This window comes from Streptosporangium sp. NPDC000095 (genome assembly GCF_042899335.1).
GTDB lineage: Bacteria > Actinomycetota > Actinomycetes > Streptosporangiales > Streptosporangiaceae > Streptosporangium.
Map to the genome: position 1 here is coordinate 256,669 of NZ_JBIAZS010000010.1, position 22,738 is coordinate 279,406.

Annotated in this window: 21 protein-coding genes and 1 tRNA gene; 7 read left to right on the top strand and 15 right to left on the bottom strand. The window is 69.2% G+C overall.

The window, feature by feature from the left end:
- Positions 1 to 455: 455 nt before the first annotated feature.
- From ACFY3V_RS23230 to ACFY3V_RS23240, 3 genes are read right to left on the bottom strand one after another with little or no spacing between them, the layout of a single operon-like run.
- A complete protein-coding gene (locus ACFY3V_RS23230) occupies positions 456 to 875 on the bottom strand; it encodes a Rieske (2Fe-2S) protein (protein WP_389776116.1) in 420 nt (139 codons plus the stop codon).
- 50 nt (positions 876 to 925) lie between these two features.
- Positions 926 to 2,530: an ATP-binding protein gene (locus ACFY3V_RS23235; RefSeq protein WP_389776119.1), complete on the bottom strand. Its 1,605-nt coding sequence runs from the start codon at positions 2,528 to 2,530 to the stop codon at positions 926 to 928.
- 1 nt (position 2,531) lies between these two features.
- On the bottom strand, positions 2,532 to 3,200 hold the full coding sequence (locus tag ACFY3V_RS23240) for a response regulator transcription factor (RefSeq protein ID WP_350941994.1): 669 nt from the start codon (positions 3,198 to 3,200) through the stop codon (positions 2,532 to 2,534).
- 194 nt (positions 3,201 to 3,394) lie between these two features.
- Between ACFY3V_RS23240 and ACFY3V_RS23245 the strand changes: the two genes are divergently transcribed.
- Complete coding sequence (locus ACFY3V_RS23245; protein WP_362902082.1) at positions 3,395 to 3,931, top strand: hypothetical protein; 537 nt, start codon at positions 3,395 to 3,397, stop codon at positions 3,929 to 3,931.
- A 332-nt stretch (positions 3,932 to 4,263) separates the two neighbouring features.
- On the opposite strand, the gene ACFY3V_RS23250 is transcribed toward ACFY3V_RS23245, so the two are convergent.
- Positions 4,264 to 5,355, bottom strand: coding sequence for a hypothetical protein (locus ACFY3V_RS23250; RefSeq protein WP_362902084.1), 1,092 nt, complete (start codon positions 5,353 to 5,355; stop codon positions 4,264 to 4,266).
- 248 nt (positions 5,356 to 5,603) lie between these two features.
- The gene (locus ACFY3V_RS23255; protein WP_362902086.1) at positions 5,604 to 6,251 is read right to left on the bottom strand and encodes a hypothetical protein; all 648 of its coding nucleotides are present in this window, start codon (positions 6,249 to 6,251) and stop codon (positions 5,604 to 5,606) included.
- 207 nt (positions 6,252 to 6,458) lie between these two features.
- Here ACFY3V_RS23255 and ACFY3V_RS23260 point away from each other — a divergent pair, with 207 nt between their 5' ends.
- Complete coding sequence (locus tag ACFY3V_RS23260; protein ID WP_350942001.1) at positions 6,459 to 6,995, top strand: peptidylprolyl isomerase; 537 nt, start codon at positions 6,459 to 6,461, stop codon at positions 6,993 to 6,995.
- A 356-nt stretch (positions 6,996 to 7,351) separates the two neighbouring features.
- On the top strand, positions 7,352 to 8,227 hold the full coding sequence (locus tag ACFY3V_RS23265; protein WP_362902088.1) for a rhomboid family intramembrane serine protease: 876 nt from the start codon (positions 7,352 to 7,354) through the stop codon (positions 8,225 to 8,227).
- 50 nt (positions 8,228 to 8,277) lie between these two features.
- On the opposite strand, the gene ACFY3V_RS23270 is transcribed toward ACFY3V_RS23265, so the two are convergent.
- Positions 8,278 to 8,523 (bottom strand): cell division protein CrgA, encoded by a 246-nt coding sequence (locus ACFY3V_RS23270; RefSeq protein WP_362513423.1) that lies wholly within the window; start codon positions 8,521 to 8,523, stop codon positions 8,278 to 8,280.
- 211 nt (positions 8,524 to 8,734) lie between these two features.
- Here ACFY3V_RS23270 and ACFY3V_RS23275 point away from each other — a divergent pair, with 211 nt between their 5' ends.
- The 3 genes from ACFY3V_RS23275 (at position 8,735) to ACFY3V_RS23285 (ending at position 10,320) form a co-directional block, all read left to right on the top strand.
- Positions 8,735 to 9,385, top strand: a complete 651-nt coding sequence (locus tag ACFY3V_RS23275) for a class E sortase (RefSeq protein WP_362902090.1) — start codon at positions 8,735 to 8,737, stop codon at positions 9,383 to 9,385.
- A 26-nt stretch (positions 9,386 to 9,411) separates the two neighbouring features.
- On the top strand, positions 9,412 to 9,570 hold the full coding sequence (locus tag ACFY3V_RS23280) for a hypothetical protein (RefSeq protein WP_350942005.1): 159 nt from the start codon (positions 9,412 to 9,414) through the stop codon (positions 9,568 to 9,570).
- Between the two features lie 177 nt (positions 9,571 to 9,747).
- Positions 9,748 to 10,320, top strand: coding sequence for a gamma-glutamyl-gamma-aminobutyrate hydrolase family protein (locus tag ACFY3V_RS23285; RefSeq protein ID WP_362902093.1), 573 nt, complete (start codon positions 9,748 to 9,750; stop codon positions 10,318 to 10,320).
- A gap of 280 nt (positions 10,321 to 10,600) precedes the next feature.
- On the opposite strand, the gene pknB is transcribed toward ACFY3V_RS23285, so the two are convergent.
- From pknB to ACFY3V_RS23320, 7 genes are all read right to left on the bottom strand, one after another.
- Entirely contained in the window at positions 10,601 to 12,469 is a 1,869-nt protein-coding gene (pknB, locus tag ACFY3V_RS23290) for a Stk1 family PASTA domain-containing Ser/Thr kinase (protein ID WP_389776127.1), read from the bottom strand.
- A gap of 82 nt (positions 12,470 to 12,551) precedes the next feature.
- Entirely contained in the window at positions 12,552 to 14,069 is a 1,518-nt protein-coding gene (locus ACFY3V_RS23295; protein WP_389776130.1) for a protein kinase, read from the bottom strand.
- Positions 14,066 to 15,523: a peptidoglycan D,D-transpeptidase FtsI family protein gene (locus ACFY3V_RS23300; RefSeq protein ID WP_389776134.1), complete on the bottom strand. Its 1,458-nt coding sequence runs from the start codon at positions 15,521 to 15,523 to the stop codon at positions 14,066 to 14,068. Before ACFY3V_RS23300 ends, ACFY3V_RS23295 begins: the two co-directional genes overlap by 4 nt.
- Entirely contained in the window at positions 15,520 to 16,896 is a 1,377-nt protein-coding gene (locus tag ACFY3V_RS23305) for an FtsW/RodA/SpoVE family cell cycle protein (protein ID WP_389776137.1), read from the bottom strand. Before ACFY3V_RS23305 ends, ACFY3V_RS23300 begins: the two co-directional genes overlap by 4 nt.
- Before the next feature lie 4 nt (positions 16,897 to 16,900).
- Complete coding sequence (locus ACFY3V_RS23310; RefSeq protein ID WP_350942013.1) at positions 16,901 to 18,211, bottom strand: PP2C family serine/threonine-protein phosphatase; 1,311 nt, start codon at positions 18,209 to 18,211, stop codon at positions 16,901 to 16,903.
- Positions 18,208 to 18,675, bottom strand: a complete 468-nt coding sequence (locus ACFY3V_RS23315; protein WP_350942014.1) for an FHA domain-containing protein — start codon at positions 18,673 to 18,675, stop codon at positions 18,208 to 18,210. The genes ACFY3V_RS23310 and ACFY3V_RS23315 overlap by 4 nt, the downstream gene beginning before the upstream one ends.
- 17 nt (positions 18,676 to 18,692) lie before the next feature.
- Entirely contained in the window at positions 18,693 to 19,433 is a 741-nt protein-coding gene (locus ACFY3V_RS23320; protein ID WP_350942016.1) for a DUF3662 and FHA domain-containing protein, read from the bottom strand.
- 158 nt (positions 19,434 to 19,591) lie between these two features.
- On the opposite strand from ACFY3V_RS23320, the gene ACFY3V_RS23325 reads away from it, so the two are divergent.
- A tRNA-Leu gene (locus tag ACFY3V_RS23325) sits at positions 19,592 to 19,674 on the top strand.
- Between the two features lie 403 nt (positions 19,675 to 20,077).
- Here the strand turns inward: ACFY3V_RS23325 and ACFY3V_RS23330 are convergent.
- Together ACFY3V_RS23330 and ACFY3V_RS23335 are read right to left on the bottom strand one after the other, a co-directional pair.
- Complete coding sequence (locus ACFY3V_RS23330; protein ID WP_350942017.1) at positions 20,078 to 21,112, bottom strand: hemolysin family protein; 1,035 nt, start codon at positions 21,110 to 21,112, stop codon at positions 20,078 to 20,080.
- Entirely contained in the window at positions 21,109 to 22,590 is a 1,482-nt protein-coding gene (locus tag ACFY3V_RS23335) for a hemolysin family protein (protein ID WP_362902102.1), read from the bottom strand. The genes ACFY3V_RS23330 and ACFY3V_RS23335 overlap by 4 nt, the downstream gene beginning before the upstream one ends.
- Positions 22,591 to 22,738: the final 148 nt, after the last annotated feature.

Below are 22,738 nucleotides of genomic sequence, written 5' to 3' on the forward strand. Positions count from 1 at the left end.
GATTTTCCCGGGTAAATATTCATATATTCCCCGGTGGCGTTATGTGACGATATCAATTAGATATTTCGGAAAACGTTCACCGGGTGCGCGTGGCGGGCCGTCCGGTCGCGAGCGCGGAAGCCAAGCGTCTCCCATCGCCGTGCGGACATCGGATGCCTCTCACCGAGCGGGAGCTCCCGGCGGCCTCCGCCTCCCCCGTGGCCGGGCGGTCATCGGATGTCCCGCCCCGGGAGTGACGTCTCCTGCCCCTCGGGAGCGGGTGCGATCCGCCAAGACCGTCCTGGCCGCCGGGCGAAGCGTATTGATTCACGTGAAACCTTCGCCGACGTCCGGGGAGGTCACCGGTCACGGTCCACCCGTCCGGTCCACCCGTCCTGCCTGCTCGGCCGGCTCCGTTCGGCTCGCCTGCTTGGCTCGCTCGCGCGGTCCGGCCCGCCACGTCCGAAGCCGAGCGGTCAGCTCAGCCTGATGATCCCCTTGGAGACCTTGATCTTCCTGCGGGCCAGCGGCCGCTTGGCGGGGCCTCTGGCCACCGAGCCGTCGGCGATCCTGAATTTGCTGCCGTGGCAGGGGCAGTTGATGGTCCCGCCGCGGATGGTGGCGACGGTGCAGCCCTGGTGCGTGCACTTCGCGCTGAAGGCGCGGAAGGTGCCTTTCACCGGCTGGGTGACCACCCATGTTCCCTTGATGATCCGGCCGCCGCCGACGGGGATGCCGCTCGTCCTGGCGAGGATGGGACCGGCGGACTCCTCGGACTCCTGGGTCTCCGAGGATGCCCGGGCGGGGCGTACCCATGTGGCGGCCGACGCGATCACGGCGGCGGCGCCGCCCGCGAGACCTCGGAAGATCATCAGTCGACGGGTTGGGGCGGGCATGGTGGGCCTCCTGGGGAGTGAAGGGCGCCGTGATAGATCACCTGAGGGGTTCATATCACAGGAAAACGGGCCTGTAGCCAGGCTTCGCGATCTTTCCCCGCGACGCGCAGACTCCCGCCGTGCCGTACCGCGATGTCCCTCGCGATGGCGAGCCCGAGCCCCGCACCGCCCGCGTCCCTGTCCCTGGCCTCGTCCAGCCGGGTGAAGCGGTCGAAGACCGCCTCGTGGTGCTCGGCGGGAATGCCCGGCCCGTCGTCGCGCACGTCGAGCACCGCCTCGCCGCCGTCCACGGCCAGCCGGACGGTGACCGTGGAACCCGCGTGGCGTACCGCGTTGTCCACCAGATTGGCCACCAGGCGGCGCAGTTGGCCGGCGGAGCCCATGACCACGGTGTCGGCCGCCACCTTCAGCGTGACCTTGACCTCCGGCCTGGGCCTCGACCTGGCCGCCTCCTCGGCGGTCACCTGGCCGAGATCCACCTCCTCGTGACAGGCGGGTTCACCGGCGTCCAGGCGGGCGAGCAGGAGGAGATCGGAGGTGAGCGCCTGGATCCGCTCCACGTCGGTCAGCGCCTCGGCCGCGAGCGGTTCCGGCTGGGCCAGCTCCAGGCGGGTCCGCAGGATGGCGAGCGGGCTGCGCAGCTCGTGGGCCGCGTCGGCGACGAAGCGCTTGTGCCGGCCGACGGCCAGTTCGAGCCGGTCGAGTGTGCTGTTCATGGTCTCGGCGAGGCGGGCGATCTCGTCGCGCGATTTCGGTACGGGAACCCTTCGGTGCAGGTCGTTCGCGGTGATGTCGGCCACCTCGGCGCGGATGGCCGAGACCGGTGCCAACGCCCGGCCGACGGTGAGCCAGGTCAGGACGGCGACCAGCAGGAGCAGCGCGGGAATGCCGGGAAGCAGCAGGCCGCGCAGGGACCTCAGGGCGTCCATCGTGGGCTCCATCGATGCCCTGGCCTGCACGAACAACGTTCCGTTCGCGGTGTCCACCGGCATCGTGGCGAGGGCGAAGGAGTCACCGGACGCCCATGGCGCCGGCTCGGCGAGTTGGAACGCCGGCGCGCCCGCCACGCTCCGCAGCGCCACCGCCGGGGGTGACACCTTGTTCGCGGTGCCCTTCGCCGCCGCTTCCGAGGGCGACGCGGTGCCCTTCACGGCCGCTTGCGGGGGTGACGCCGCGTCCGATGTACCTTTCGCTGCCGCCGCATGGGGCGACGGCTCGTCCGCCGTGCCCCGGATGGCCACCTCCGGGGGTGACGTCGTGCCCTTCCTCTCGGACGATGGGCCCGCGACCGCCGGAGCCGGCCATACGGGGTGCGTGAAGATCTTGATGTCGGGATCGAGAAGGGTCGCCTCCGAATGCCGGAGGACCCCGGCCGCCGTTCCGGTGACGGTCACCACGGTGGCCGACGGAGCCTCGGCCGTCGCGGGAACGGCGGCCCGCGTAACGTCGATCGCCGGAACGTCGAGCATCACCGTGCCACCGGCGAGGACGTCGGCGGTCGCGGCGGCGCGGCGGGTGGCCTCGTCGGAGGCGCTGCGTGTGAGGCTCCCCGTCAGCACGCCGACGAGCACCGCCGACGCCACTCCCAGCGCGACCGCGACGATCGCGGTGGCCGCGAGGGTCGCCCGGAGTCGTACGGAAAGACGTGATGCCATCTCAGGCCTCCAACCGGTAGCCGGCGCCGCGCACGGTCACCAGTGACGAGCGGCCGAACGGAGCGTCGATCTTGCGGCGCAGCGCGCTGACGTAGACCTCGATGATGTTCGGGTCACCGTCGTAGGAGAAGTCCCACGCCTGGGCCAGCAGCTCGCTCTTGGAGACGACCTCGCCCTGTCTGCGCGCCAGGCCGTGCAGGACCGCGAACTCCTTGGGCGTGAGGGAGATCTCCGTGTCGCCCCGGCGGCAGCGGAGCCCCGCCGGATCGACGGTCAGGTCGCCGACCACGATGGACACCGGCCGCGCCCCGCCGCCCCTGCGCACCAGCGCGCGCAGCCGGGCCAGCAGCACCACGTAGGAGAACGGTTTGGACAGGAAGTCGTCCGCGCCCGTGTCCAGGGCCTCGGCCTCGTCGTGCACCCCGTCCTTGGCGGTCAGCATCAGGATCGGCGTCCAGTTCTCCGCGTCGCGGAGCTTGGCGCAGACGGCGTAGCCGTTCATCCGGGGCAGCATGACGTCGAGCACGATCACGTCGTACGGGTTCTCGGTCGCCATCCACAGGCCGTCGCGCCCGTCGTACGCGACGTCGACGGCGAACCCCTCGCCTGCCAGCCCTTCCTTCAGGAGATGGGCCAGGCGTTTCTCGTCCTCAACCAGCAGCACGCGCATGCCGCTCAGACTGCCGTACCGCGCCTAAAGCCAACCTGAAGACGACTTCCGGCGCCTTCAGCCTGGGTTCAGGCAGCGGGCGGGAAGCTGTGGTCTCCGGAACCGCGGGCCGGTCCGCTTCCCGATTCGTTCATCGATCCGCCTGACATATCGATCCGTCTGACATCGATCCGTCTGACAAGGAGAACAAACACATGCGTATTCGCATGCTCGCCGCCGCCGTGGTGACCGCGGGGGCTCTGATGGCCACGCTGACCGGGGCCGCCAGTGCCGACACCCCCACCCCCGCGCCCCTTCCCAAGGATGGTGTCGCGCGGCTCGTCGACTGCGAGGGCGGCGGCAAGATAAGCCTGACGACGCGCACGCTCACCGAGGCCGAGCGCAGGGAACTGGAGAAGGGCGGAGCCGCTCTCGCGGTGCCCGCCGTCCCCGCCCCGCCGCTCGGGGAGACCGGTGAGGCCAGGAAGGCCGAAGCCGGCCGCGTCACGATCACCAAGGACTTCAGGGCGGCGAAGCCGGCCGCGGAGCCCTCCGCCCTGCCCGAGGACGTCACGGTCATGGCCGTGCCCGCCGTTCCCGCAGGGGTACCGGAGTCCGGCGAGGCGGCCACACTCTCCACGGCCGTGCCCGTCCCCGACGGGGACGCGGTCACCGAGGTGAGGGTGGCGCAGAAGTCCTCGGAGGGCGACGTGCCCACCGTCACCTGCGTCATGAAGGCCGAGGAGAAGTGACCTCGCGGGGACGCCGTGCGAGCGGAGAGGCGTCCCCGTGAAGACCTGCGAACCGGCCGGGGCATCCGTGCGGGAATGGTCCGGCCGGTTCGCAGCCGGTTGCTCGGAGGCGATCTGGGAAGCCTGGCAGGTCCGTGGCCACCGGGTCACGGAGCCACCGGGCTACAGAACCGCCGGGGACGACCTCGAGCGACCGCAGGACCGGCCCGGGAGTCCGCGCCGTACGGGGGACGGTGCGGTTCACCCTCCGGTAAGGTCTTCCATCGCTCGTGCCCGGACTCGGGAAGAACGGGCTCCGAGCGATGGAAGACCTCCCGAAAGGGACGCGGTGTTCAACCTTCGGGGAAGGACGGGTGCGGCCCCAGGGCCCAGTACTCGTACAACCCGTAGCCGATCCGGCCGTCGTACTCGAAGCGGCCGACCGCGTCGACCATGCCCCACATCTTCTGGGCGTCCTCGGGCAGCGTGTGGGTGACGCCCTGGACCACCGGGTGGGAACCCTGGTACATGCCGTGCTTCCAGTCCGATTCCAGGCCATATCCGGTGCCCACCATCAGGTGCACCGGGAGAATCGGGACGCAGTGCAGGTCGAAGGGCTTCCCGCCCGGCGGGGAGAAGGAGATCGTCGCCTCGCGCACCTCCCGGGTGCCGTCCAGGTACGTCGGGCGATACTCGGGACGGCCGAGATACTCCTCCTCACCCTCCCGCGCGGACCCGAACCCCCACACGCGCACCGCCTCCTCCAGGACTCGGCGGCCCTTCTCGTCCTCCTGGATGATGCAGAGGATGGCGTGGTCGTCGAACCGGACAGGCGTGTAGAGCCAGTAGAAAGTCCCCGCGTTGCGTGCCTGGATGCCCGGGGGCTCGGGCTCGCCGACGGGGCGGATGCCCCACGAGCGGTCGCGGGTGCCCTGCCAGCGGTCGGGGGTGACCTCGACGCGCTCGTCGCCGATCAGGATGTGCCCGGTCCACCGGCCGGTCTGGGCCATCCGCGAGGAGTCGAACACCACGCGCTCCTGCCAGCGCAGGAAGTGCCGGGGTTCGAGCGTGGCCGGTACGGTGCCCTCCCAGGTGAGGTCGAAGGACAGGCCGTGCTCTGTGGGGTCGAGCACCACCCGTAGCCGTCGCAGTCCCTCGATCACCTCGACCCTGAACGGGCCGACCCTCGTGTCCATCCGGTCGTCGCCGAGCTCCCGGGAGGCCCTGACCACGCGGTGCAGGTTCCGGTGGCGCACGCAGGCGAACGCGTCGGTGACCCCGAGGTTGGGATACTGGCCGAGACCGACGATGAGCATCAGCTCGTCGGATCCGGCGTGGCAGTTGAAGTAGTACCGGTCGTAGAAATTGCGGTCCGACGTCGTGACGTGCCGCATCACCTCGGACGACTGGTGTACGGGATGGTCGTCGAGGGGCGACAGCGTCATCGGTGCTCCTTGGGCCGGGGAACACGTTCTAACAAGTGCTTGGTGATCGGTCAACGGGTCGCCACCCGGAAGTTCGATCAGTGGGGTACCGCGCGGAAACACGGCCGACGGGCCGCCACACGAAAGTACGGCCCGCACCTTCGCGGTGCGAGCCGTACTTTCTGCCGACGTCGTACGCCGTGATCGGTTGCGCGCCATCTCCGGGGGCCGAGCGGGAGCCCGGTCATCCGAGAGGCGCGCCCCGTCCCCTAAGGGGTTCTCTTCGGCGTTTGCGACGTGTGCGACGCGTGTTCGGCCTTGGTGTCGGCAACCTTGTCGGTGACCTTGGCGCCGACCTCCTCGGCCTTCTTCACGGCGTCGTCCACCGCGCCGGAGGTCTTTCCGGCCACCGCCTCCGTCTTCTGACCCACCCACTGGGACGCGTCGGAGGCGCTCTCCTTCAGAGTGTCCGCCCACTGGTCGGCGTTCTTGCGGTACAGAACGTAGCCCGCCGCAGCGATCGCGATGCCCGTGAACAGCAGGAACATCGGTGTTTTCCTGGACTTCACGGGAGTGGGATCGATCCTCGCGGCGGCCTGGGACAGCGCGGCGCTGAGTTTCGGCGCGAGCTGCTCCTCGATCGAGTGTGCGGCGGCGTCAAGCCTCGGTGCCGCCCACCCACGTGCCACGATGATCTTCTCGCTCGCCATGCCGCGGGCCTGGCCGGCCACTTCACGGGCCTGACCGGCCATCTCACGGGCTTGACCGGCCACATCGCGAGCCTGAAGGGCTACGTCATGTGCGTGCTGACTTGCCGCGTCACGGGCATGACTGGCCATTGGGCCGACCCGATCCGCGGCTCGGACGGCCTGAGCCTTCACGTGGCGCAGCCGCCTTTCCGGTGCCACGATCTTCATGTGGCGCTTTCCAAACAGTGCTAGAGGCACAACAACCTCCCCATTCGTTGGGGCCCCGTCGCCACCCCTTCCCGCTCGAAGGCGGCTCAATCATGACGGCCCGTGGGAGGATGCTTGGGGATGCGGCCACGGCCGAAATCGTCAAAGTGCCACAAAAGCAATACGTTGCTCAGGTATTGCCTACGACCTGAAGGGGGCAGTCCGATCATGGCTGAGAAGTTGATCGCGAACCTCAACACCAACCGCGGCAGCGTGAAGGTCCAGCTCTTCCCGGATCACGCGCCCAAGACCGTGAGAAACTTCGTCGAGCTCGCCGAGGGCACCCGCGAGTGGGTGCACCCGGAGACCGGCCAGAAGTCCACCGCCAAACTGTACGACGGCACGATCTTCCACCGGGTCATCTCGGGATTCATGATCCAGGGTGGCGACCCGCTGGGTCAGGGCGTCGGAGGCCCGGGTTACAAGTTCGACGACGAGATCCACCCGGACCTCTACTTCAACCGTCCCTACCTGCTCGCCATGGCCAACGCCGGTGTCCAGTTCGGCCGCGGCACCAACGGCTCGCAGTTCTTCATCACGGTCGTGCCCACGCCGCACCTGAACGGCAAGCACACCATCTTCGGTGAGGTGATCGAGGGCCAGGACGTCGTCGACGCCATCGCCAAGACCGACACCGACGCCCGTGACCGTCCCACGGAGCCCGTGGTCCTGGAGTCGGTGACCATCGAGCGCGTCCAGAGCTGATCTCATGCTCGGCGGCCTCCGTCGGAGGCCGCCGTTCGCGTTCCCGCACACCCTCGTCCGGCCCCTCCGGCCCCACGCGCTGCCGCCGGGACGCGCCGGTCCCGTGCAGCCTCACCTCGGTCCTCGCCCGGCTCTTTCCGCCCTGTCCTTCGGACCCGCCCCGTCCCTCGGCGGCGCCCGCGCCGTCCCTCGGACCCGCCCCGTCCCTCGGATTCGCTCGTCCGAGACCGCCTCACCTCGACCTGGGCTTCGCCCGGTGCGGCTCAGTCGCCGTTAGCGGGTGCACAGGCGCTCGGGATCGTGAATAGGCTGGCAGTCTGTGGATAACAGCACGCTCGAAGGGGCCAACCACACACATGACCACCCAGCCGTCCAACGAGCCCGACACCGTTGTCCCCACCTGCTACCGGCACCCGGAACGTGAGACCTACGTCCGCTGCCAGCGCTGCGAACGTCCCATCTGCCCCGACTGCATGCGCGACGCCTCGGTGGGCTTCCAGTGCCCCGAGTGCGTGAACGAGGGCAACAGGGGCATGCGGCAGGCGCAGGCGGTCTTCGGCGGCCGGGCGGTCACCACCCCCCGGGTCACCTGGACGCTGCTGATCGTCAACATCCTGGCGTACGCCGTCGAGACCGTGAACACCAACTGGGTGCTCGCGAACTTCACGATGAACGCCTACGAGGTCGGTTATCAGGGCGAGTGGTGGCGCCTCATCACCGGTGCGTTCCTGCACCAGCCGCTGGGTGGCTCAAGCTGGGCACTGACCCACATCCTGTTCAACATGTGGGCGCTCTATGTCATCGGCCCCGAGTTGGAGCGGCGCCTCGGGTCGGCCAGGTTCCTGACGCTGTATCTTCTCTCCGCGCTCGGCGGATCCGTCGCGATCTACCTGTTCGGCATCGCCGCGGTCGGCGCCTCGGGCGCGATCTACGGCATGTTCGGCGCGCTGTTCGTGCTCGCGAGGAGGCTCGGCTACAACGCCCAGGGCGTGCTCTGGCTGATCGGCGTGAACGCCGTGATCACCTTCGTGATCCCCGGCATCAGCTGGCAGGGGCATCTCGGCGGTCTGATCGTCGGCACCCTGGTCGCCGTGATCTTCGCCTTCGCCCCCGCCAAAAACCGCAGCGCGATCCAGTGGGGAGGTTGCGCGGTGATGCTGGTCGTCCTGGTCGCGATGGTGTTGGGTCTGCCACCGTTCGCCGTCCAGGCCGAGCTCGGGATCTTCGGTTGATCTCCACACCCTGATGCTTCCCCAGGGTGTGGACAATTCCTGTGGAAAAGCTAGCGCCACCGAGTGGACAGGACCACCCCGAGGATGATGAACGCGAACCCGACCAGCAGATTCCAGTTCTGAAGGTCGCCGAGGAGGGGCGCGGTGGGCGCCACATAGTAGACGGCGATCCACAGGATGCCGACGATCCAGCAGGTCACCATGACCGGCGCCAGCCAGCGCGGGCTGACCTTGATCTGCTGTGACGTCTGCGGCGGGGTGTAGACCGGCTTCTTACGAGTCTTGGGCTTGGGCACTGGGGTTCTTCTCCTGCGTCAACCCTGCGCGATCCGGATCGTGCGCAGGCCGTGTCGGTGAGCGTGGTCGCTAGCGTGTGAAGTTCCGTGTAAGGATAGTCGGCGCAGGTGGGCCGTGGCGATTCCACAGGGCACCATCCTGTGGCAAATGTTATGCCGGGCCCGTGATCCGGCTCGCCGCGGCGGCCTTTCCCGTCACTACCCTGCCCCCATGAGAGCAGCGCTGAGGGCTCTGGGCGACCTCAGCCTCACCGCGGGGCTGGTCGTCCTTCTCTTCTGCGCCTACCTGCTGTGGGGCACCGGCTCCTACACCGCCGAGCAGCAGGCGCTGCTGCGTGAGGAACTCCTGGCGCAAGCCCCACCGGGCGGGAAGGCAGGGGGGCGGCGGGACAGGGCGGCCTGGCCGGTCCGGCTGGGCGGTGCGGTGGCGATGCTGACGATCCCCAGGCTCGGTGACGACTACCGGTACGCCATCGTGGAGGGCGTCGACCAGGATCGGCTGAGGATGGGTCCTGGGCACTACCCAGGAACCGCCATGCCAGGAAAAATCGGTAATTTCGTACTTTCGGGCCATCGGACCACCTACGCCGCCCCCTTCAACCGCATCGACGAGCTCCGCAGGGGCGATCTCATCCTGGTCGACACCCGCGAGACCCGCTACACCTACCGCGTCACCGGCAAGCGCGTCGTCGACCCCACCGAGATCGGCGTGATCGCCCCGGTCCCCGACCGGCCGGGCCGCGAGCCGGACAGAGCGCTGATCACCCTGTCCACCTGCCACCCGGAGTACTCGGCCGCCCAGCGCCTCATCGTCTCCGGCGAGCTGGAAGGCCGTGAGAACCACCCGGTACGGCCCGGGTAACCAAGATCGGAAAGAAGGCGGGCCTCATGTACGGCTGGATCTGGCGGATGCTTCCCGGCAACCTCGTGACCAGGGTGTTCGCCACCCTGGTGCTGGTCGGGCTGGTCGCCGTCGTACTCTGGTATGTCGTGTTTCCCTGGATCGAACCTCGCATCTCCCTCGACCTGACCACCGTGGGCCGATGAACCGCGCCCTACCGGCCGTCGTGGGCCGACGAACCGCGGGCCGACGAACCGGCGTGGACCGTTGAACAGGACCTTCCTGACCGCCCAGGGCCCGACGAACCGGTGTGGGCCGTTGAACGGGACCCTCCTGACCGCCCAGGGCCCGACGAACCGCGTCGCCTCGATCGTCGTGGGCCGATGAGCCGGGTCCTCGTCGTCGACAACCACGACAGCTTCGTCCACACCATCGTTCAGTATCTCCGCGAACTCGGTGCCACCTGCGACGTGCGCCCGCGCGACCAGGTCACGGTCGAGGACACCCGTGGCTTCGACGGGGTCCTGATCAGCCCCGGCCCCGGCACCCCGGAGGACGCCGGGGTGAGCGTCCCGCTCGTCGGCCACTGCGAGGCCCACGGCATCCCGCTCCTCGGCGTCTGCCTGGGACACCAGGCCATCGCCGTCGCCCACGGGGCGACCGTGGCGCGGGCCCCCGAACTGGTGCACGGCCGCACCAGCGCGATCGAGCACGACGGGCAGGGTGTCTTCGCCGGCCTGCCGTCCCCGGTGACCATGACGCGCTACCACTCGCTGGCGGTCCTGCCAGAGACGGTTCCCGAGGTCCTCACGGTCACCGCGACCACCGAGGACGGTGTGATCATGGGCTTGCGCCACCGTACCGCCCCCGTCGAGGGCGTGCAGTTCCACCCCGAGTCGGTGATCTCGGAACACGGTCGTCAACTGCTCGGAAACTGGCTGGAAAGATTGTTGTAACGCGGGACCCATCCTGGACGATTGACCAGTGAGAGCCCTTCCGCCATCGCCCCCGAGTGGCGGAAGGGCTCTTCCCCGTTTCAGGGCCCACCTGTTTTCCAGACCTCCCCGTCCCATGGCCCCCGCCTTCAGGACCTTTCCCGTTCGCGTGTCCCGTGCGCGTGCCTCTCAGCTTCGCGTGCCTCTCAGTGGGAGACCGCGCCGGGTCGGAGGACGGGAGACGACGAAGGCCCCCGCGGTCGCGAGGGCCTCCATCGGATGATCCGGTCAGCTGCTCGGATCAGAACTCGTCACTGGGCGCCTCGTCGAAGATCGTGCCCTCGTCGGGATTCGTGGGCGTCTCATCCGGCTGCTCGTCGGGAACGGTCGGCTGCTCGTCGGGGAAGGTCGGCTGCTCGGTCGGCTGGGGCGGCGCCCCGCTCGACACGATCAGCGTGATGGTCGTCCCCGGCTGATACTTGCTGCCCGCCTCGGGAGACTGGCTCAGCACGGTGCCCTTGGGCAGGTCGCTCGGCTGCTCGGAGATCTTCGCCTTGAAGCCCGCCTCCTTGAGCGCCCTCGTGGCGTCCTCGACCGTGAGGTTCACCACGGACGGGACCTCCATCGCCTCCTTCGGGACGTAGATCCGGACGGTGCTGCCCTTGTTGGCCTTCTTGCCCGCCTCGGGCACGGTCTCGAAGACGATTCCCTGCTTGCGGCTGGAGGCCTTCGTCTGCACGCTGACCTTGAAACCGGCATCCGCAAGGACCTGCTTGGCCTCCTCCGTGGTCATGTTGAGCACGGAGGGCACCTCGACCTTCTCGACGCCCTTGGAGACCTTGAGCGTCACCTCGGTGTCCTTCTCGACCTCGGCGTCGGCCGCGGGATCGGTCTCGATCACCGACCCCTTCGGGATCTCGTCGTCGTACTCCTCGACCGTCTTCACCTTCAGGCCGAGCTCGGTCAGCTTGTTGGTCGCCGCCTCCTCGGTCTGCGAGACCAGCTGCGGGATCGTCACCTTGGCCGAGGCAGTGGGATCGCCGGGCGAGCTGAGGAACTTGACGCCGACGCCGATGAAGGCACCGATGATCAGCAGCGGGACGATGATCCACGCCGCGGTCTTGACCGCGGTGTTCCCGCCGCTCTGCTGCCGGCGTCGGCCGCCCCCGCCGGTGCGCCCGCCGCCGCCCTCCTCGCCGTACTCGTACGGGGGGACGGCGGTGGTGCGCTGGGTGGCGGGGCCGCCGGGGCCGGGCGGCTGCATCATCGTCCGGGTGGCCGAGCCGTACTCGTTGTTGGCGCTCAGGGCCATCGTCTGGGCGTCCGTCGGAATGCCGGACATCGCCCGCTGGATGTCGGCCCGCATCTCCCCGGCGCTCTGGTAGCGGTGCGCCGGATCCTTCGCCATCGCCTTGAGCACGATGGCGTCGGCCCACGGCGGGATGTCGGGGTCGATCTGCGACGGCGGGATCGGGTCCTCGCGCACGTGCTGGTAGGCGATCGCGACCGGGGAGTCACCGGTGAACGGCGGCTGCCCGGTCAGCAGCTCGTACAGCACGCAGCCGGTGGAGTAGAGGTCGCTGCGGGCGTCGACCCGCTCGCCCCTCGCCTGCTCCGGCGAGAGGTACTGGGCGGTCCCGATCACCTGGGCGGTCTGCGTCATGGTCGCGGCCGAGTCGGCCATCGCGCGGGCGATGCCGAAGTCCATCACCTTCACGTCGCCGTTGCGAGTGATCATGATGTTCGCGGGCTTGATGTCACGGTGGACGATGCCGCCGCGGTGGCTGTAGTCCAGCGCCCGCAGGATCCCGTCGACCAGCTCGGCAGCGCGCTCGGGCAGCAGCCGCCGGTCGGCCCGCAGCAGGTCGCGCAACGTGCGGCCGTCGACGTACTCCATCACGATGTAGGGCACCGGCGCGCCCTCGGAGACGTCCTCGCCGGTGTCGTAGACCGCGACGATGGACGGGTGGTTCAGTGACGCGGCCGACTGCGCCTCCCGGCGGAAGCGCGCCTGGAAGATGTGATCCCTGGCCAGGTCCGCGCGGAGGGTCTTGATGGCGACGATCCGATCCAGCCGGATGTCTCGGGCGCGATAGACCTCGGCCATGCCGCCACGCCCGACGACGCCGTCAAGCTCGTAGCGATCGCCGAGGCGTCGGGGCTGAGTCATTTCCTGCACTGTCCCTTACCGTTCATCTTGGGTGCCGGTGAGCTCTTGGGCCACCGGTGTCCATCATCGACCCGTTCCCGCATCACGTCTCCTCGTTCGGTGGCTCTGTGTCACCGGGTTCAGGAGTCGGGCTCGGTGTGGGGCTCGGTGTCACCGTCGGGCTGGGTGTCGGGCTGGGCGTCGGGCTGGGGCTGGGCGGTGGCGACGTACTCGGCCTTACGGTGGGCGTGGCCGATGTGCTTACCGTAGCCGACGGCGTGACCGAAGGGCGGGCCGAGTTCGTCGGTGAGAGCGGCGGTCTGCTCGTCGGAGACCTGGTTTCCGTCGGTCTGGCCGTCGGAGACCTGGTGGCAGGGCTCGACCGTACGACCGGCTCTCCCGGCTCGTTGTCACCGGGCCGGCTCGTCAGCTCGTGGACCGTGAGGGCGCCCAGCCCGACCGCGGCGGCACACCCCGCGACCGCTGCGACGATCACCGTCTTCCTGCGCAGGCCGCGGCGCCCGCGCACCGGAGCGGTGCCCGCCCCGTTCGCGCCCGCCCCGTTCGTGCCGGCGCCGTGACCGGGCCCGGGACCGGAACCCCCGCCCTGACCGGCCCCGGAACCCACGCCCGCGCCGAAACCCGCACCCGCTCCCGCACCGACACCTGCTCCCGCACCCGAACCGGGGCCGGACTCGGGCCGGGGAGGGACGGCGAGGGCGGAGGTGACCTCCTGAGGCCACTCGCTCGCGGGCTCCGCGCGCCAGCCCACCGGGTCGGTGAGCATGCCGAGACCGGTGGAACCGGTGGAGGTCAGCGCGTCGAGCAGCATGTCCGCCCGCTCCGACAGCTCCCTGGCACCGGCAGGCCGCCGCAGCGGGTCCTTGGCCAGGCACGCCATGACCAGCTCGCGAACCGCGGGAGGGACGCTCGACGGCAGTGGCGGCGGTGGCTCGCCGATGTGCATGAGGGCGATCGCCACCTGCGTGTCGGCGCGGAACGGCGGCCGACCGGCCAGGCACTCGTAGGCGACCACCCCGAGCGAGTAGATGTCGGTGGCGGCCGTGAGCGGCTCGCCCGACGCCTGCTCCGGGCTGACGTACTGCGCGGTGCCCATCAGGATGCCGGTCTGGGTGACCGGCACGGCCTCCAGCGCTCGCGCGATGCCGAAGTCTGTGATCTTTATCACGCCCGCCTCGGTCACCAGAAGGTTCCCGGGCTTGATGTCCCTGTGGATGATCCCCGCGCGGTGCGCGGCGTGCAGGCCCATCGCGGTCTGGCGGACCACGTCGAGGGTGATCTCCGGGCTCAGCGCGCGGTCGCGTGCCAGGATGCCGGCGAGGGACTGCCCCGGCACCAGCTCCATCACCAGGTAGGCGACGCCCTCACCCTCGCCGTAGTCGAAGACCTGCGCGATGCCGGGATCGGACAGCCCGGCCGCGATGCGCGCCTCGGAGCGGAACCGCAGGCGGAAGGCCGGATCCTCCGCCACGTGCGGACGCAGCAGCTTCACGGCGACCTCACGGCCGAGGAGCTCGTCCTCGGCCCGCCACACCTCACCCATGCCGCCCGACGCGATCCGCCCCAGCGGGCGGTATCGGCCCCCGAGCAACGCGGTCATCTACCCAGCACCGCTTCCATCACGCTCTTGGCGATCGGGGCGGCGGTCTGACCACCGGAGGCGTCGCTGCCGGCGCTCCCGGACTCGACGATCAGCGCGACGGCGACCTTGGGGTCCTCGGCGGGGGCGAAGGAGATGAACCACGCGTGCGGGTCACGGCCCCTCGCGGTCTCGGCGGTGCCGGTCTTGCCGGCGACCGTCACCCCCGGGATCTGCGCCGCGCTCGCCGTGCCCTTGTTGACGACGTTGACCATCATCTCCTGGAGCTTGCGCGCGCTGTCCTCGCTCATCGCGGTGTCCAGCTCGTCGGGGTCGGCGCTCTCGATCTCGCCGCCCTCGGCGTCCGCGATCTTGTCCACCAGGTACGGCTTCATGACCACGCCGTTGTTGGCGATGCCGGCGGCGATCATGGCCATCTGCAGCGGGGTCATCTGGTTGCTGCGCTGGCCGATCGAGGCCTGGGCGAGGGCCGCCTGGTCCTCCTCGGGGCCGATTCCGCTGCCCGCGACCGGCAGCGGGATCTCGATCGGGTCGCCGCCGATGCCGAACTTGAGCGCCTGCTCGCGCAGCGCGTCGTAGCCGAGGTCCATCGCGATCTTGCCGAACGGGGTGTTGCAGGACTTCTCCAGCGCGAACGAGAGCGTCACCCGCCCGGCTCCGCACGCCGCACCGCCGTAGTTGGGCAGGTCGGCGGTGGTGCCCGGCAGGTCGAGCCGCTGCGGGGCGTCGACCTGGGTCTCCGGGCCCACGGTGTCGTCGCTCTCCAGGTATGCGGCGGTGGTGACCACCTTGAAGGTCGAGCCGGGCGGGTAGGTGCGCTCGATGGCCCGGTTGACCAGCGGTTTGTCCTCGTCCTTGTCCAGCTTGTTGTAGGCCTCGTTCACAGCCGCCTTGTTGGCCTTGGACAGGGGGTTGGGGTCGTAGGTGGGGATCGAGACCATCGCGAGGATCGCCCCGGTCTTCGGCTCGATCGCGACCAGCGCGCCCTTCTTGCCGCTCTCGCCCAGCGCCTTGTACGCGGCCTCCTGCGCCCTGGGGTTGATCGTCAGGTCGACGTTGGCGCCCTTGGTCTGCTTGGCGGTGAACAGGTCGATGCTGCGCCGGATCAGCAGGTCGGCGCTGCTCCCGTCGAGCAGGCTGTTCTCCGCCCGCTCCATGTCGCGCTCGCTCTCCGGCGCGAAGAAGCCGGTGATGGGCGCGTAGACCTTGCCCTCGGGGTAACGCCGCTCGAAGCGGAACTCGGGGTTGCCGGTGTCGATCGACTCGGCGAGGACCTTGTCGCCCGCGGTGATGCGGCCCCGCTCGACCTCGTACCGCGCGTAGAGGTTGCGGTCGTTGCGCGGGTTCGCGCGCAGATCATCCGCCCGTACGGCCTGCAGGTAGTTCACGTTGATCATGAGCAGGCCGAACATGATCATGCAGGCGAGTGCGGCACGCTTGAGGGGACCGTTCATCGCTGGAACACCTGCGTCATTCCTTCGTCCTGGATGGCCTGGGGCGGAGGTTTCCTCGCCGTATCCGACATGCGTACCAGCAGCGCGATAAGAATCCAGTTAGCCAGCAGCGCCGATCCGCCCTGGGACATGAACGGGGTGACCAGGCCGGTCAGCGGGATCAGGTTGGTCACGCCGCCCACGATGATGAAGATCTGCCAGGCGAGGATGAACGACAGGCCACCGGCCAGCAGCTTGGAGAACGGCTCGCGGGCCGCGATCGAGGTGCGCAGACCGCGCTCCACCAGCAGGGCGTAGACCATCAGCAGGGCCATCAGCCCGGTGAGGCCGAGCTCCTCGCCGGCGGCGGGGAAGATGAAGTCGGAGAAGGCGAGCGGGATCTCGTAGGGGTGGCCCTGGCCCAGACCGGTGCCGAGCATGCCGCCCGCGCCCATGGCGAACAGGCCCTCCATGAGCTGTGCGCTGCCGCCGACCTTGTCGAAGAGCGCCGGGTCCTCAGGGTTGAGATAGACGATGAAGCGGTCCTGCACATGGCTGAAGAGCAGCCCCGCCACGACCGCGCCGCCGACGAAGAGCAGGATGCCGATGAGCACCCACGAGGTGCGCTGGGTGGCGATGTAGAGCATCGCGATGAACGTACCGAAGATCAGCAGCGAGGAGCCGAGGTCCTTCTGCAGGATCAGCACACCCAGGCTGAGGCCCCAGGTGATGAGGACAGGTCCCAGGTCGCGGGCCCTGGGCAGGTCGATGAAGAGCAGCCGCCGCCCCGCCAGGGCGAGCACGTCGCGCTTGGCGACCAGGTAACCGGCGAAGAAGATGACCAGGGCGAGCTTGGTGAACTCCGCGGGCTGGAGGGTGAAACCGCCGACGCCGATCCAGATGCGCGCACCGTTGATCTCCTTGCCGATGAACGGCAGCAGCGGTGAGATCAGCAGGGCGAGGCCGAGGGCGCCCATGGTGTAGGTCAGACGCTGCAGCGCGCGGTGGTCGCGCAGCACGATCAGCGTCACGGAGAACATGACGACCCCGACGGCGGTCCACAGCAGCTGGTTGGTGGCCGAGGCACCCGGCATGCCGGAGGCCTCAAGGCGGTAGATGACCACCAGCCCGATGCCGTTGACCAGCGTCACCAGCGGCAGGATCAGCGGATCGGCCCAGGGGGCGAACTTCGCCAGGACCAGGTAGGCGGCGAGCATGAGACCACCCAGGCCGAGGCCGTAGGTGAGCATTCCCGATGGGATCTGGTTGTCGAGGGCCAACCCCACGTTGGCGTACGCCAGCATCACGATGGCGACCGCGAATGCGAGCATCGCCAACTGGGCCACCCGCCGTTTGGCGGGAAGCGGGACCGGCTCGGCGCTAGGGGTGCTCATGTGTCTACTGTGACCTTGTGGGTTCGGGGGCCCTGGCGGGCGCGGAGGACGCGGAGGCGCTCGGGGTCGCGGTCGGCTCTTCCTTCCGATCGGCTTTGGCCGCGGACGACTTCAGCTCTTCGATCTTCTTCAGGCCCGCTTCGACGGTGGGAACGGGGATGCCGTCGCGGACCTGACCCTGCTGGAACGCTCCGAGGGAGGTGATCGATTCCGCGGTGCTCTGGGCCACGTCGAAGAGCTCGAAGGGGCCGAGGTTGGTCTTCACGCCCTGGAAGACCACGATCTCGTTGCCCTTGGCGCCCACGAAGTACTGGTCTTCCAGCCACTGGCCGCCGAAATACCAGCCCAGGCCGCCTCCGACGACGACGACGCCACCCACCACGGCCAGGAGCGGCCACAGTCGGCGGCGTTTGGCGGGTCGGGCCGCGGCCCTGATGATCGGCTCGTCGATGTCGTCGTCGTCGGAGATGACGGGCTGCGGCATGGTGACCGCGCTGGCGCGACCCGCGGGGGTGTCCGGCAGCTCCGACCGCGGCATGCTGGAACCCGCGGCGCCGACCACGGCCGCGTCGGTGCGCGGCACGTGGCTCTCGTCCACTTCCAGCACGTCGGCGAGGACGCAGGTGATGTTGTCGGGGCCGCCGCCACGGTTGGCCAGGTCGATGAGGGTGCGGACCACCCCCTCCGGGTCTTCGATCGTGGAGAGCGTGTGGTGCAGTGTCTCGGCGCTCACCACCCCGGACAGGCCGTCGGAGCAGAGCAGGTAGCGGTCGCCGACCTGGGCTTCGCGCAGGGACAGGTCGGGGTCGACCTCACCGCTGCCGTCGAGCGCCCGCAGCAGGATCGACCGCTGTGGATGGGTGGCGGCCTCGTCCTGGGTGATGCGGCCGTCGTCCACCAGTGACTGCACGAGGGTGTGGTCGTGCGTGATCTGGTAGAGCTCCCCGGCGCGCAGCAGGTAGGCGCGTGAGTCGCCGACGTGGACCAGGGCGACCCTCGTCCCCGACCAGAGCATGGCGGTGAGGGTGGTGCCCATGCCCTTGAGGCTGGGATCGCGCCCCACCATCTCGTGCAGCTTGCGGTTGGCGTCGCGTACCGCGGCCTCGATGGCGCTGAGCAGGTCACCCCCTTGGGCGTCCACGTCGAGCGAGGACATCGCGGCGATGGCGACCGAGCTGGCCACCTCGCCGTGTGCGTGGCCGCCCATGCCGTCCGCGACGGCGAGCAGGCGGCCGCTGGCGTAGGCGGAGTCCTCGTTGCCTTCGCGGAGGAGGCCGACGTCGGAGCGGGCGGCGTAACGGAGTGCGATGGTCATTTGCGCAATTCGATGACGGTCTTACCGATGCGGATCGGAACACCGAGCGGCACCGGAGTCGGACGGGTGACTTTGGAGCGGTCGAGATACGTGCCGTTGGTCGAGCCGAGATCTTCCACGATCCACTGACCGTCCTGGGGAAAGAGCCGGGCGTGCCGGCTGGAGGCGTAGTCGTCGCTGACTACCAGCGTCGCGTCGTTCGCCCGGCCGATGGTGATGGGCGTCTCCGAGAGGGTAATGGTGGTGCCTTGGAGGGGGCCACCGGTAACGATCATCTCCCGTGGCTCCCCCTTCCTGGATTTGGCCGCGGGCTTCACAGGCTTGGGGGCCTTGCGCGCGGGGACGGCGGCGGCCGTGCGTGATCCGAACAAGTCTGTCCGGATCACACCGACCGCGGCAATCACGAAGAACCACAGCACCGCGAGGAAGGCGAGCCGGATCAGCAGCAGCGTGAGCTCGGACATGGACCGTCTGTTTACCTTTAATCGCGCCGGAAAACCAGAGTCGTTCGCCCCAGCGTCACACGAGTGCCGTTCTGGAGCTCGACCCGGCGAACCGGCTGGCCGTTGACGAAGGTGCCGTTCGTGGAGCCGAGGTCGACGAGCGCGACCAGGGGGCCCTCCACTCGCAGCTCGGCGTGGTGCCGGGACACACCCGGGTCGACCAGCCGTAGATCGCAGTCGGTGCCCCTGCCGAGCAGGGTCACCGGTGTTGTCAGGTCGAAGGACCGCTGGCCCTGCGGGTCGTCCTGGGTGGAGACCAGCAGGCGGGGGCGGCCCCCGAAGGCGTGCGACCGTGCGGGGGGCACGTCGCTCACCGGGGTTCGGATCTCGTCCTGCTCGACCGTCGCCCCGCGGATCACGCCCGAACGGATGCGGAACAGGCCGACCGCGAGGTCGTCGGCCGTCTCGAAGCGGACCCTGACCGGTCCCACGAAGGAGTAGCCCTGTTCCTTGGCGTACTCCCTGGCGAGGTTGGCCAGCTCGTGGCTGATGCTGTCGGAGTAAACCTCCAACCGCTCGCTGTCGGTCGTGGACAGTTCGACCACGAAGTCGTTGGGCACGAGAGTGCGGCCCTGGGCGACGATCGCCGCCCGCTCGTCCATTTCCCGTTGGACCGCACTGGCGACCTCTACCGGCTGAAGGTCAGATTTGAACGCCCGCGCAAAGGCTCCCTCGACCAAGCCTTCGAGCCTCCGCTCGAAACGCTGAAGGACTCCCATCGGGTACCTCCCCTCCTCCGTCTATCTGGTCGCGGCCGCTTGGGGGCTCGTTCCTCGCTCTCTCGCACCCAGCTGCTCCGCTTCCGCATCTAGGAGGATCGTATCCGGGTTCATGGGTACCGGCTGATTCGTGCTAATGTTTCGACCGCACCCAACAAGGGCGGGTGGCGGAACGGCAGACGCGCACGGTTCAGGTCCGTGTGTCCGAAAGGACGTGAGGGTTCAAATCCCTCCTCGCCCACAAGATCACTACCCCGGTCATGCGAGCATCGCGACCGGGGTCTTGTCGTTTTCCGGGAAACCGCGTATTCATCTGAGCCGTCCGTAAGGTCTCGTGCCGGACCGAGTGGATCATCGATCAAGATAGTCGCTCGCTCCGTTATAGAGAAGTCTCAGGGGTTACGCATGGGTCTTGTGGTTTTTGGCCCACTACGGCATGCCTCACCCTTCTACCCTGCCGTGCTTGCTGATCACTTTCGGATGACTTGCAGGGGTTCGCCGGTGTCCGGATTACGCTGACAGAGAACACGGGCCGGGGAAAGAATCTTTCCCCGGCCCGCGCCGTCTCCCGCCGATCCCGAGACCGGTTCTGCCGGCTCCCGACGGCTCCCGCCGGTCGGCGGGTCGCGAGTCAGGAGGGCCCGCTAGCGGGTCGCGAGCACCCGCACGTCCAGGACCTCGCCGAGCAGGTCCGTGAGGCTCACCATGCCGACCACCTCGCCGCCGTTCTCGGTGACCAGGCCCAGGTGCGCGTGGGCGTCCTGGAGTGTGGAGACCGCGTCGGGGATCGTGGTGGCCTTGTCCAGGCGGGGCACCGGGCGGGCGAGCTCGGCGGGGCTCGCCTCCGGCCGGACGAGGATGTCCCTGACGTGCACCACGCCCAGGACGTCGCCCGGCCTGCCGGAGGTGACCAGCATGCGCAGGTGTCCGTCGCGTGCGGCGACCTGGCGCATCTGCTCGCTCGTCGCGTCGTCGGGCACCGAGGTGGTCTTCTCCAGCGGCAGCATCAGCCGCTCCACCGGCTGCTGGTGAACCCGCAGGGCCCGGGTGAGCAGGTCGTGCTCGTCGCGGTCGAGCAGGCCCATCCGGCCCGACTCGCCGACCAGCATCGCCAGCTGGACCGGGGTCCTGGTGGTGGCCAGCTCGTCCTTGGGATCCACTCCGAACAGCCTCAGGATCCCGTTCGTCAGGCCGTTGAGCGTGGCGAGCACCGGCCTCATGAGCCAGGTGAAGCCGCGGAACGGCATGGCCAGCCCCATCGCCGCGGTCTCCGGGTGGGTGAGCGCCCACGACTTGGGGGCCATCTCGCCGATCACCATGTGCAGGAAGGTGACGAACGCCAGCGCGATCACGAGCGAGACCGCGACCCGCAGTGATTCGGGCAGGCCGACCGCGCCGAAGACCGGCTCCAGCAGGTGCTCGATGGCCGGCTCCGTCACCATGCCGAGGCCGAGCGAGCACAGCGTGATGCCCAGCTGGGCTCCGGCCAGCATCAGGGAGAGCTCCCTGCTGCCGCGCACGGCGGCGCGGGCGGCGAGCCGGGTGAACCGGCCACCCTTGCCCGCCATCTCCTCCAGGCGGTGCCTGCGGGCCGAGATCACCGCGAACTCGGCGGCGACGAAGAAGGCGTTGCCGATCAGCAGGGCCACGCCGAGCAGGAGGGCGGAGACGGTGCTCATCGCCGCCTCACCCCGCTCCGCTCGATCATGGGCGGCTCGGGGCCACGCTGGATCATCCGCGGCGCGTTCATCTCCGGCTCTTCCTCGTCCCCGGTCTTCCCGGGTCTCGTCTCCGTGTCCTGGTCGCCATCGGTCTCCCGTGGCGCGTTGAGCGACAGCCGAACCCACTCGGGGACCCTGCGGTGCACGGAGAGCACCGTGAGCACCGCCTCCTCCTCGTCGACGTCGTCGCTCTCCAGCGGATCGTGCCGCGGCGTCAGCGTGACGGTCGCCTCGTCACCGGGCTCGGTCATCCGGCCGAGGGTGGCGAGCACCAGGCCCGCGACGGTGTCGTAGTCGTCGCTCTCGGGGAGCTGCAGCCCGATGGCACGCTCGATCTCGTCCAGCCGGAGCGTGCCCGGGAGGTCCCAGGTGCCCTCCTCGCCCACGACGACCCCCGCGGGCTCCGGGTCGTTCTCGTCGATGAGCTCGCCGAAGAGCTCCTCGGCGAGGTCCTCGATGGTGACCACGCCGGCCAGGCCGCCGTACTCGTCGATGACGCACGCCAGGTCGTCGCGGGCGGTGCGCATGCGCTCCAGGACGAGAGGCAGCGGTGACGAGGTGGGCACCAGGAGCGCGGGACGGGTGATCTTCTCCAGCCTGCCGTCGGTCAGCCCCGACTTGAGCAGCTCGCGTACGCCGGTGACGCCGACCACGTCGTCGCCGTTCTGGTCGCAGAGCACCGGGTAGCGGGAGTGACCGTGCCTGCGGACCGCGTCGACCAGGTCGGAGATCGGCCGGTCGTCCCTGAGCAGCACCAGGCGGGGGCGCGGCACCATCACGTCCTCCGCGGTACGGTCACCGAACTCCAAAGCCCGCTCCAGCAGCTCCGACAGCCTCGGCGGCAGGTCACCCGCCGTGGCGGACTCGGAGATGATCCGCGACAGCTCCTCGGGGCTCGCGCCGTGCTCGATCTCCTCCACCGGCTCCACGCCGACCCGGCGCAGCAGGCCGGTGGCGGCGGAGTCGAACAGCCGGACGACCGGTCCGGCGATCCGCAGGTAGATCAACGTCGAGCGGGCGAGGAACTTCGCCACGGGCTCGGGACGGGCGATGCCCAGGTTCTTGGGGGCCAGCTCGCCGAAGACCATCTGGATCACCGTGGCGATCGTGACGGCGAGCGCCACGGCGATGCCGGGCACGGCCCCCGACGGCACTCCCGCGTTCTCCAGCCAGGGACGGACGACCGTGGCGATGGCGGGTTCGGAGAGGAAGCCGACGAGCAGGGCGGTCACGGTGATGCCGAGCTGCGCGCCCGACAGCATGAACGACAGCCGTTTCGTCACCTCCAGCGCCCGTGCCGCGGCCGCGTCGCCGGAGTCGGCCTGCTCGCGCAGCACACCCCGGTCCGCCGCGACGAAGGCGAACTCCTGTGCGACGAAGTAACCGGTGGCGAAGGTCAGGAGGAGGATGGCCAGAAGGCCCAAAGCCGTGTTCACCGGGCGACTCTCCCGGTTGGTTCAGTGGTGCCCGTGCGTTCGCACGGGCAGATACTCCACGGGTCCGGAGTGGACACGATCATCCTTTCGAGCAGAGGTAGTCCTCTACCGTAACGATCCGGGTGGGGGTCAATGTTTCCGGATCGGC

What these genes read in the sequence shown, in the direction of transcription:
- pknB (WP_389776127.1), bottom strand. Translation starts at nt 12,469, where the DNA reads ATGACTCAGCCCCGACGCCTCGGCGATCGCTACGAGCTTGACGGCGTC.
- ACFY3V_RS23235 (WP_389776119.1), bottom strand. Translation starts at nt 2,530, where the DNA reads ATGGCATCACGTCTTTCCGTACGACTCCGGGCGACCCTCGCGGCCACC.
- ACFY3V_RS23305 (WP_389776137.1), bottom strand. Translation starts at nt 16,896, where the DNA reads ATGAGCACCCCTAGCGCCGAGCCGGTCCCGCTTCCCGCCAAACGGCGG.
- ACFY3V_RS23250 (WP_362902084.1), bottom strand. Translation starts at nt 5,355, where the DNA reads ATGACGCTGTCGCCCCTCGACGACCATCCCGTACACCAGTCGTCCGAG.
- ACFY3V_RS23280 (WP_350942005.1), top strand. Translation starts at nt 9,412, where the DNA reads ATGTACGGCTGGATCTGGCGGATGCTTCCCGGCAACCTCGTGACCAGG.
- ACFY3V_RS23295 (WP_389776130.1), bottom strand. Translation starts at nt 14,069, where the DNA reads ATGACCGCGTTGCTCGGGGGCCGATACCGCCCGCTGGGGCGGATCGCG.
- ACFY3V_RS23310 (WP_350942013.1), bottom strand. Translation starts at nt 18,211, where the DNA reads ATGACCATCGCACTCCGTTACGCCGCCCGCTCCGACGTCGGCCTCCTC.
- ACFY3V_RS23240 (WP_350941994.1), bottom strand. Translation starts at nt 3,200, where the DNA reads ATGCGCGTGCTGCTGGTTGAGGACGAGAAACGCCTGGCCCATCTCCTG.
- ACFY3V_RS23320 (WP_350942016.1), bottom strand. Translation starts at nt 19,433, where the DNA reads ATGGGAGTCCTTCAGCGTTTCGAGCGGAGGCTCGAAGGCTTGGTCGAG.
- ACFY3V_RS23265 (WP_362902088.1), top strand. Translation starts at nt 7,352, where the DNA reads ATGACCACCCAGCCGTCCAACGAGCCCGACACCGTTGTCCCCACCTGC.
- ACFY3V_RS23300 (WP_389776134.1), bottom strand. Translation starts at nt 15,523, where the DNA reads ATGAACGGTCCCCTCAAGCGTGCCGCACTCGCCTGCATGATCATGTTC.
- ACFY3V_RS23275 (WP_362902090.1), top strand. Translation starts at nt 8,735, where the DNA reads ATGAGAGCAGCGCTGAGGGCTCTGGGCGACCTCAGCCTCACCGCGGGG.
- ACFY3V_RS23315 (WP_350942014.1), bottom strand. Translation starts at nt 18,675, where the DNA reads ATGTCCGAGCTCACGCTGCTGCTGATCCGGCTCGCCTTCCTCGCGGTG.
- ACFY3V_RS23260 (WP_350942001.1), top strand. Translation starts at nt 6,459, where the DNA reads ATGGCTGAGAAGTTGATCGCGAACCTCAACACCAACCGCGGCAGCGTG.
- ACFY3V_RS23245 (WP_362902082.1), top strand. Translation starts at nt 3,395, where the DNA reads ATGCGTATTCGCATGCTCGCCGCCGCCGTGGTGACCGCGGGGGCTCTG.
- ACFY3V_RS23285 (WP_362902093.1), top strand. Translation starts at nt 9,748, where the DNA reads ATGAGCCGGGTCCTCGTCGTCGACAACCACGACAGCTTCGTCCACACC.
- ACFY3V_RS23255 (WP_362902086.1), bottom strand. Translation starts at nt 6,251, where the DNA reads ATGAAGATCGTGGCACCGGAAAGGCGGCTGCGCCACGTGAAGGCTCAG.
- ACFY3V_RS23230 (WP_389776116.1), bottom strand. Translation starts at nt 875, where the DNA reads ATGCCCGCCCCAACCCGTCGACTGATGATCTTCCGAGGTCTCGCGGGC.
- ACFY3V_RS23330 (WP_350942017.1), bottom strand. Translation starts at nt 21,112, where the DNA reads ATGAGCACCGTCTCCGCCCTCCTGCTCGGCGTGGCCCTGCTGATCGGC.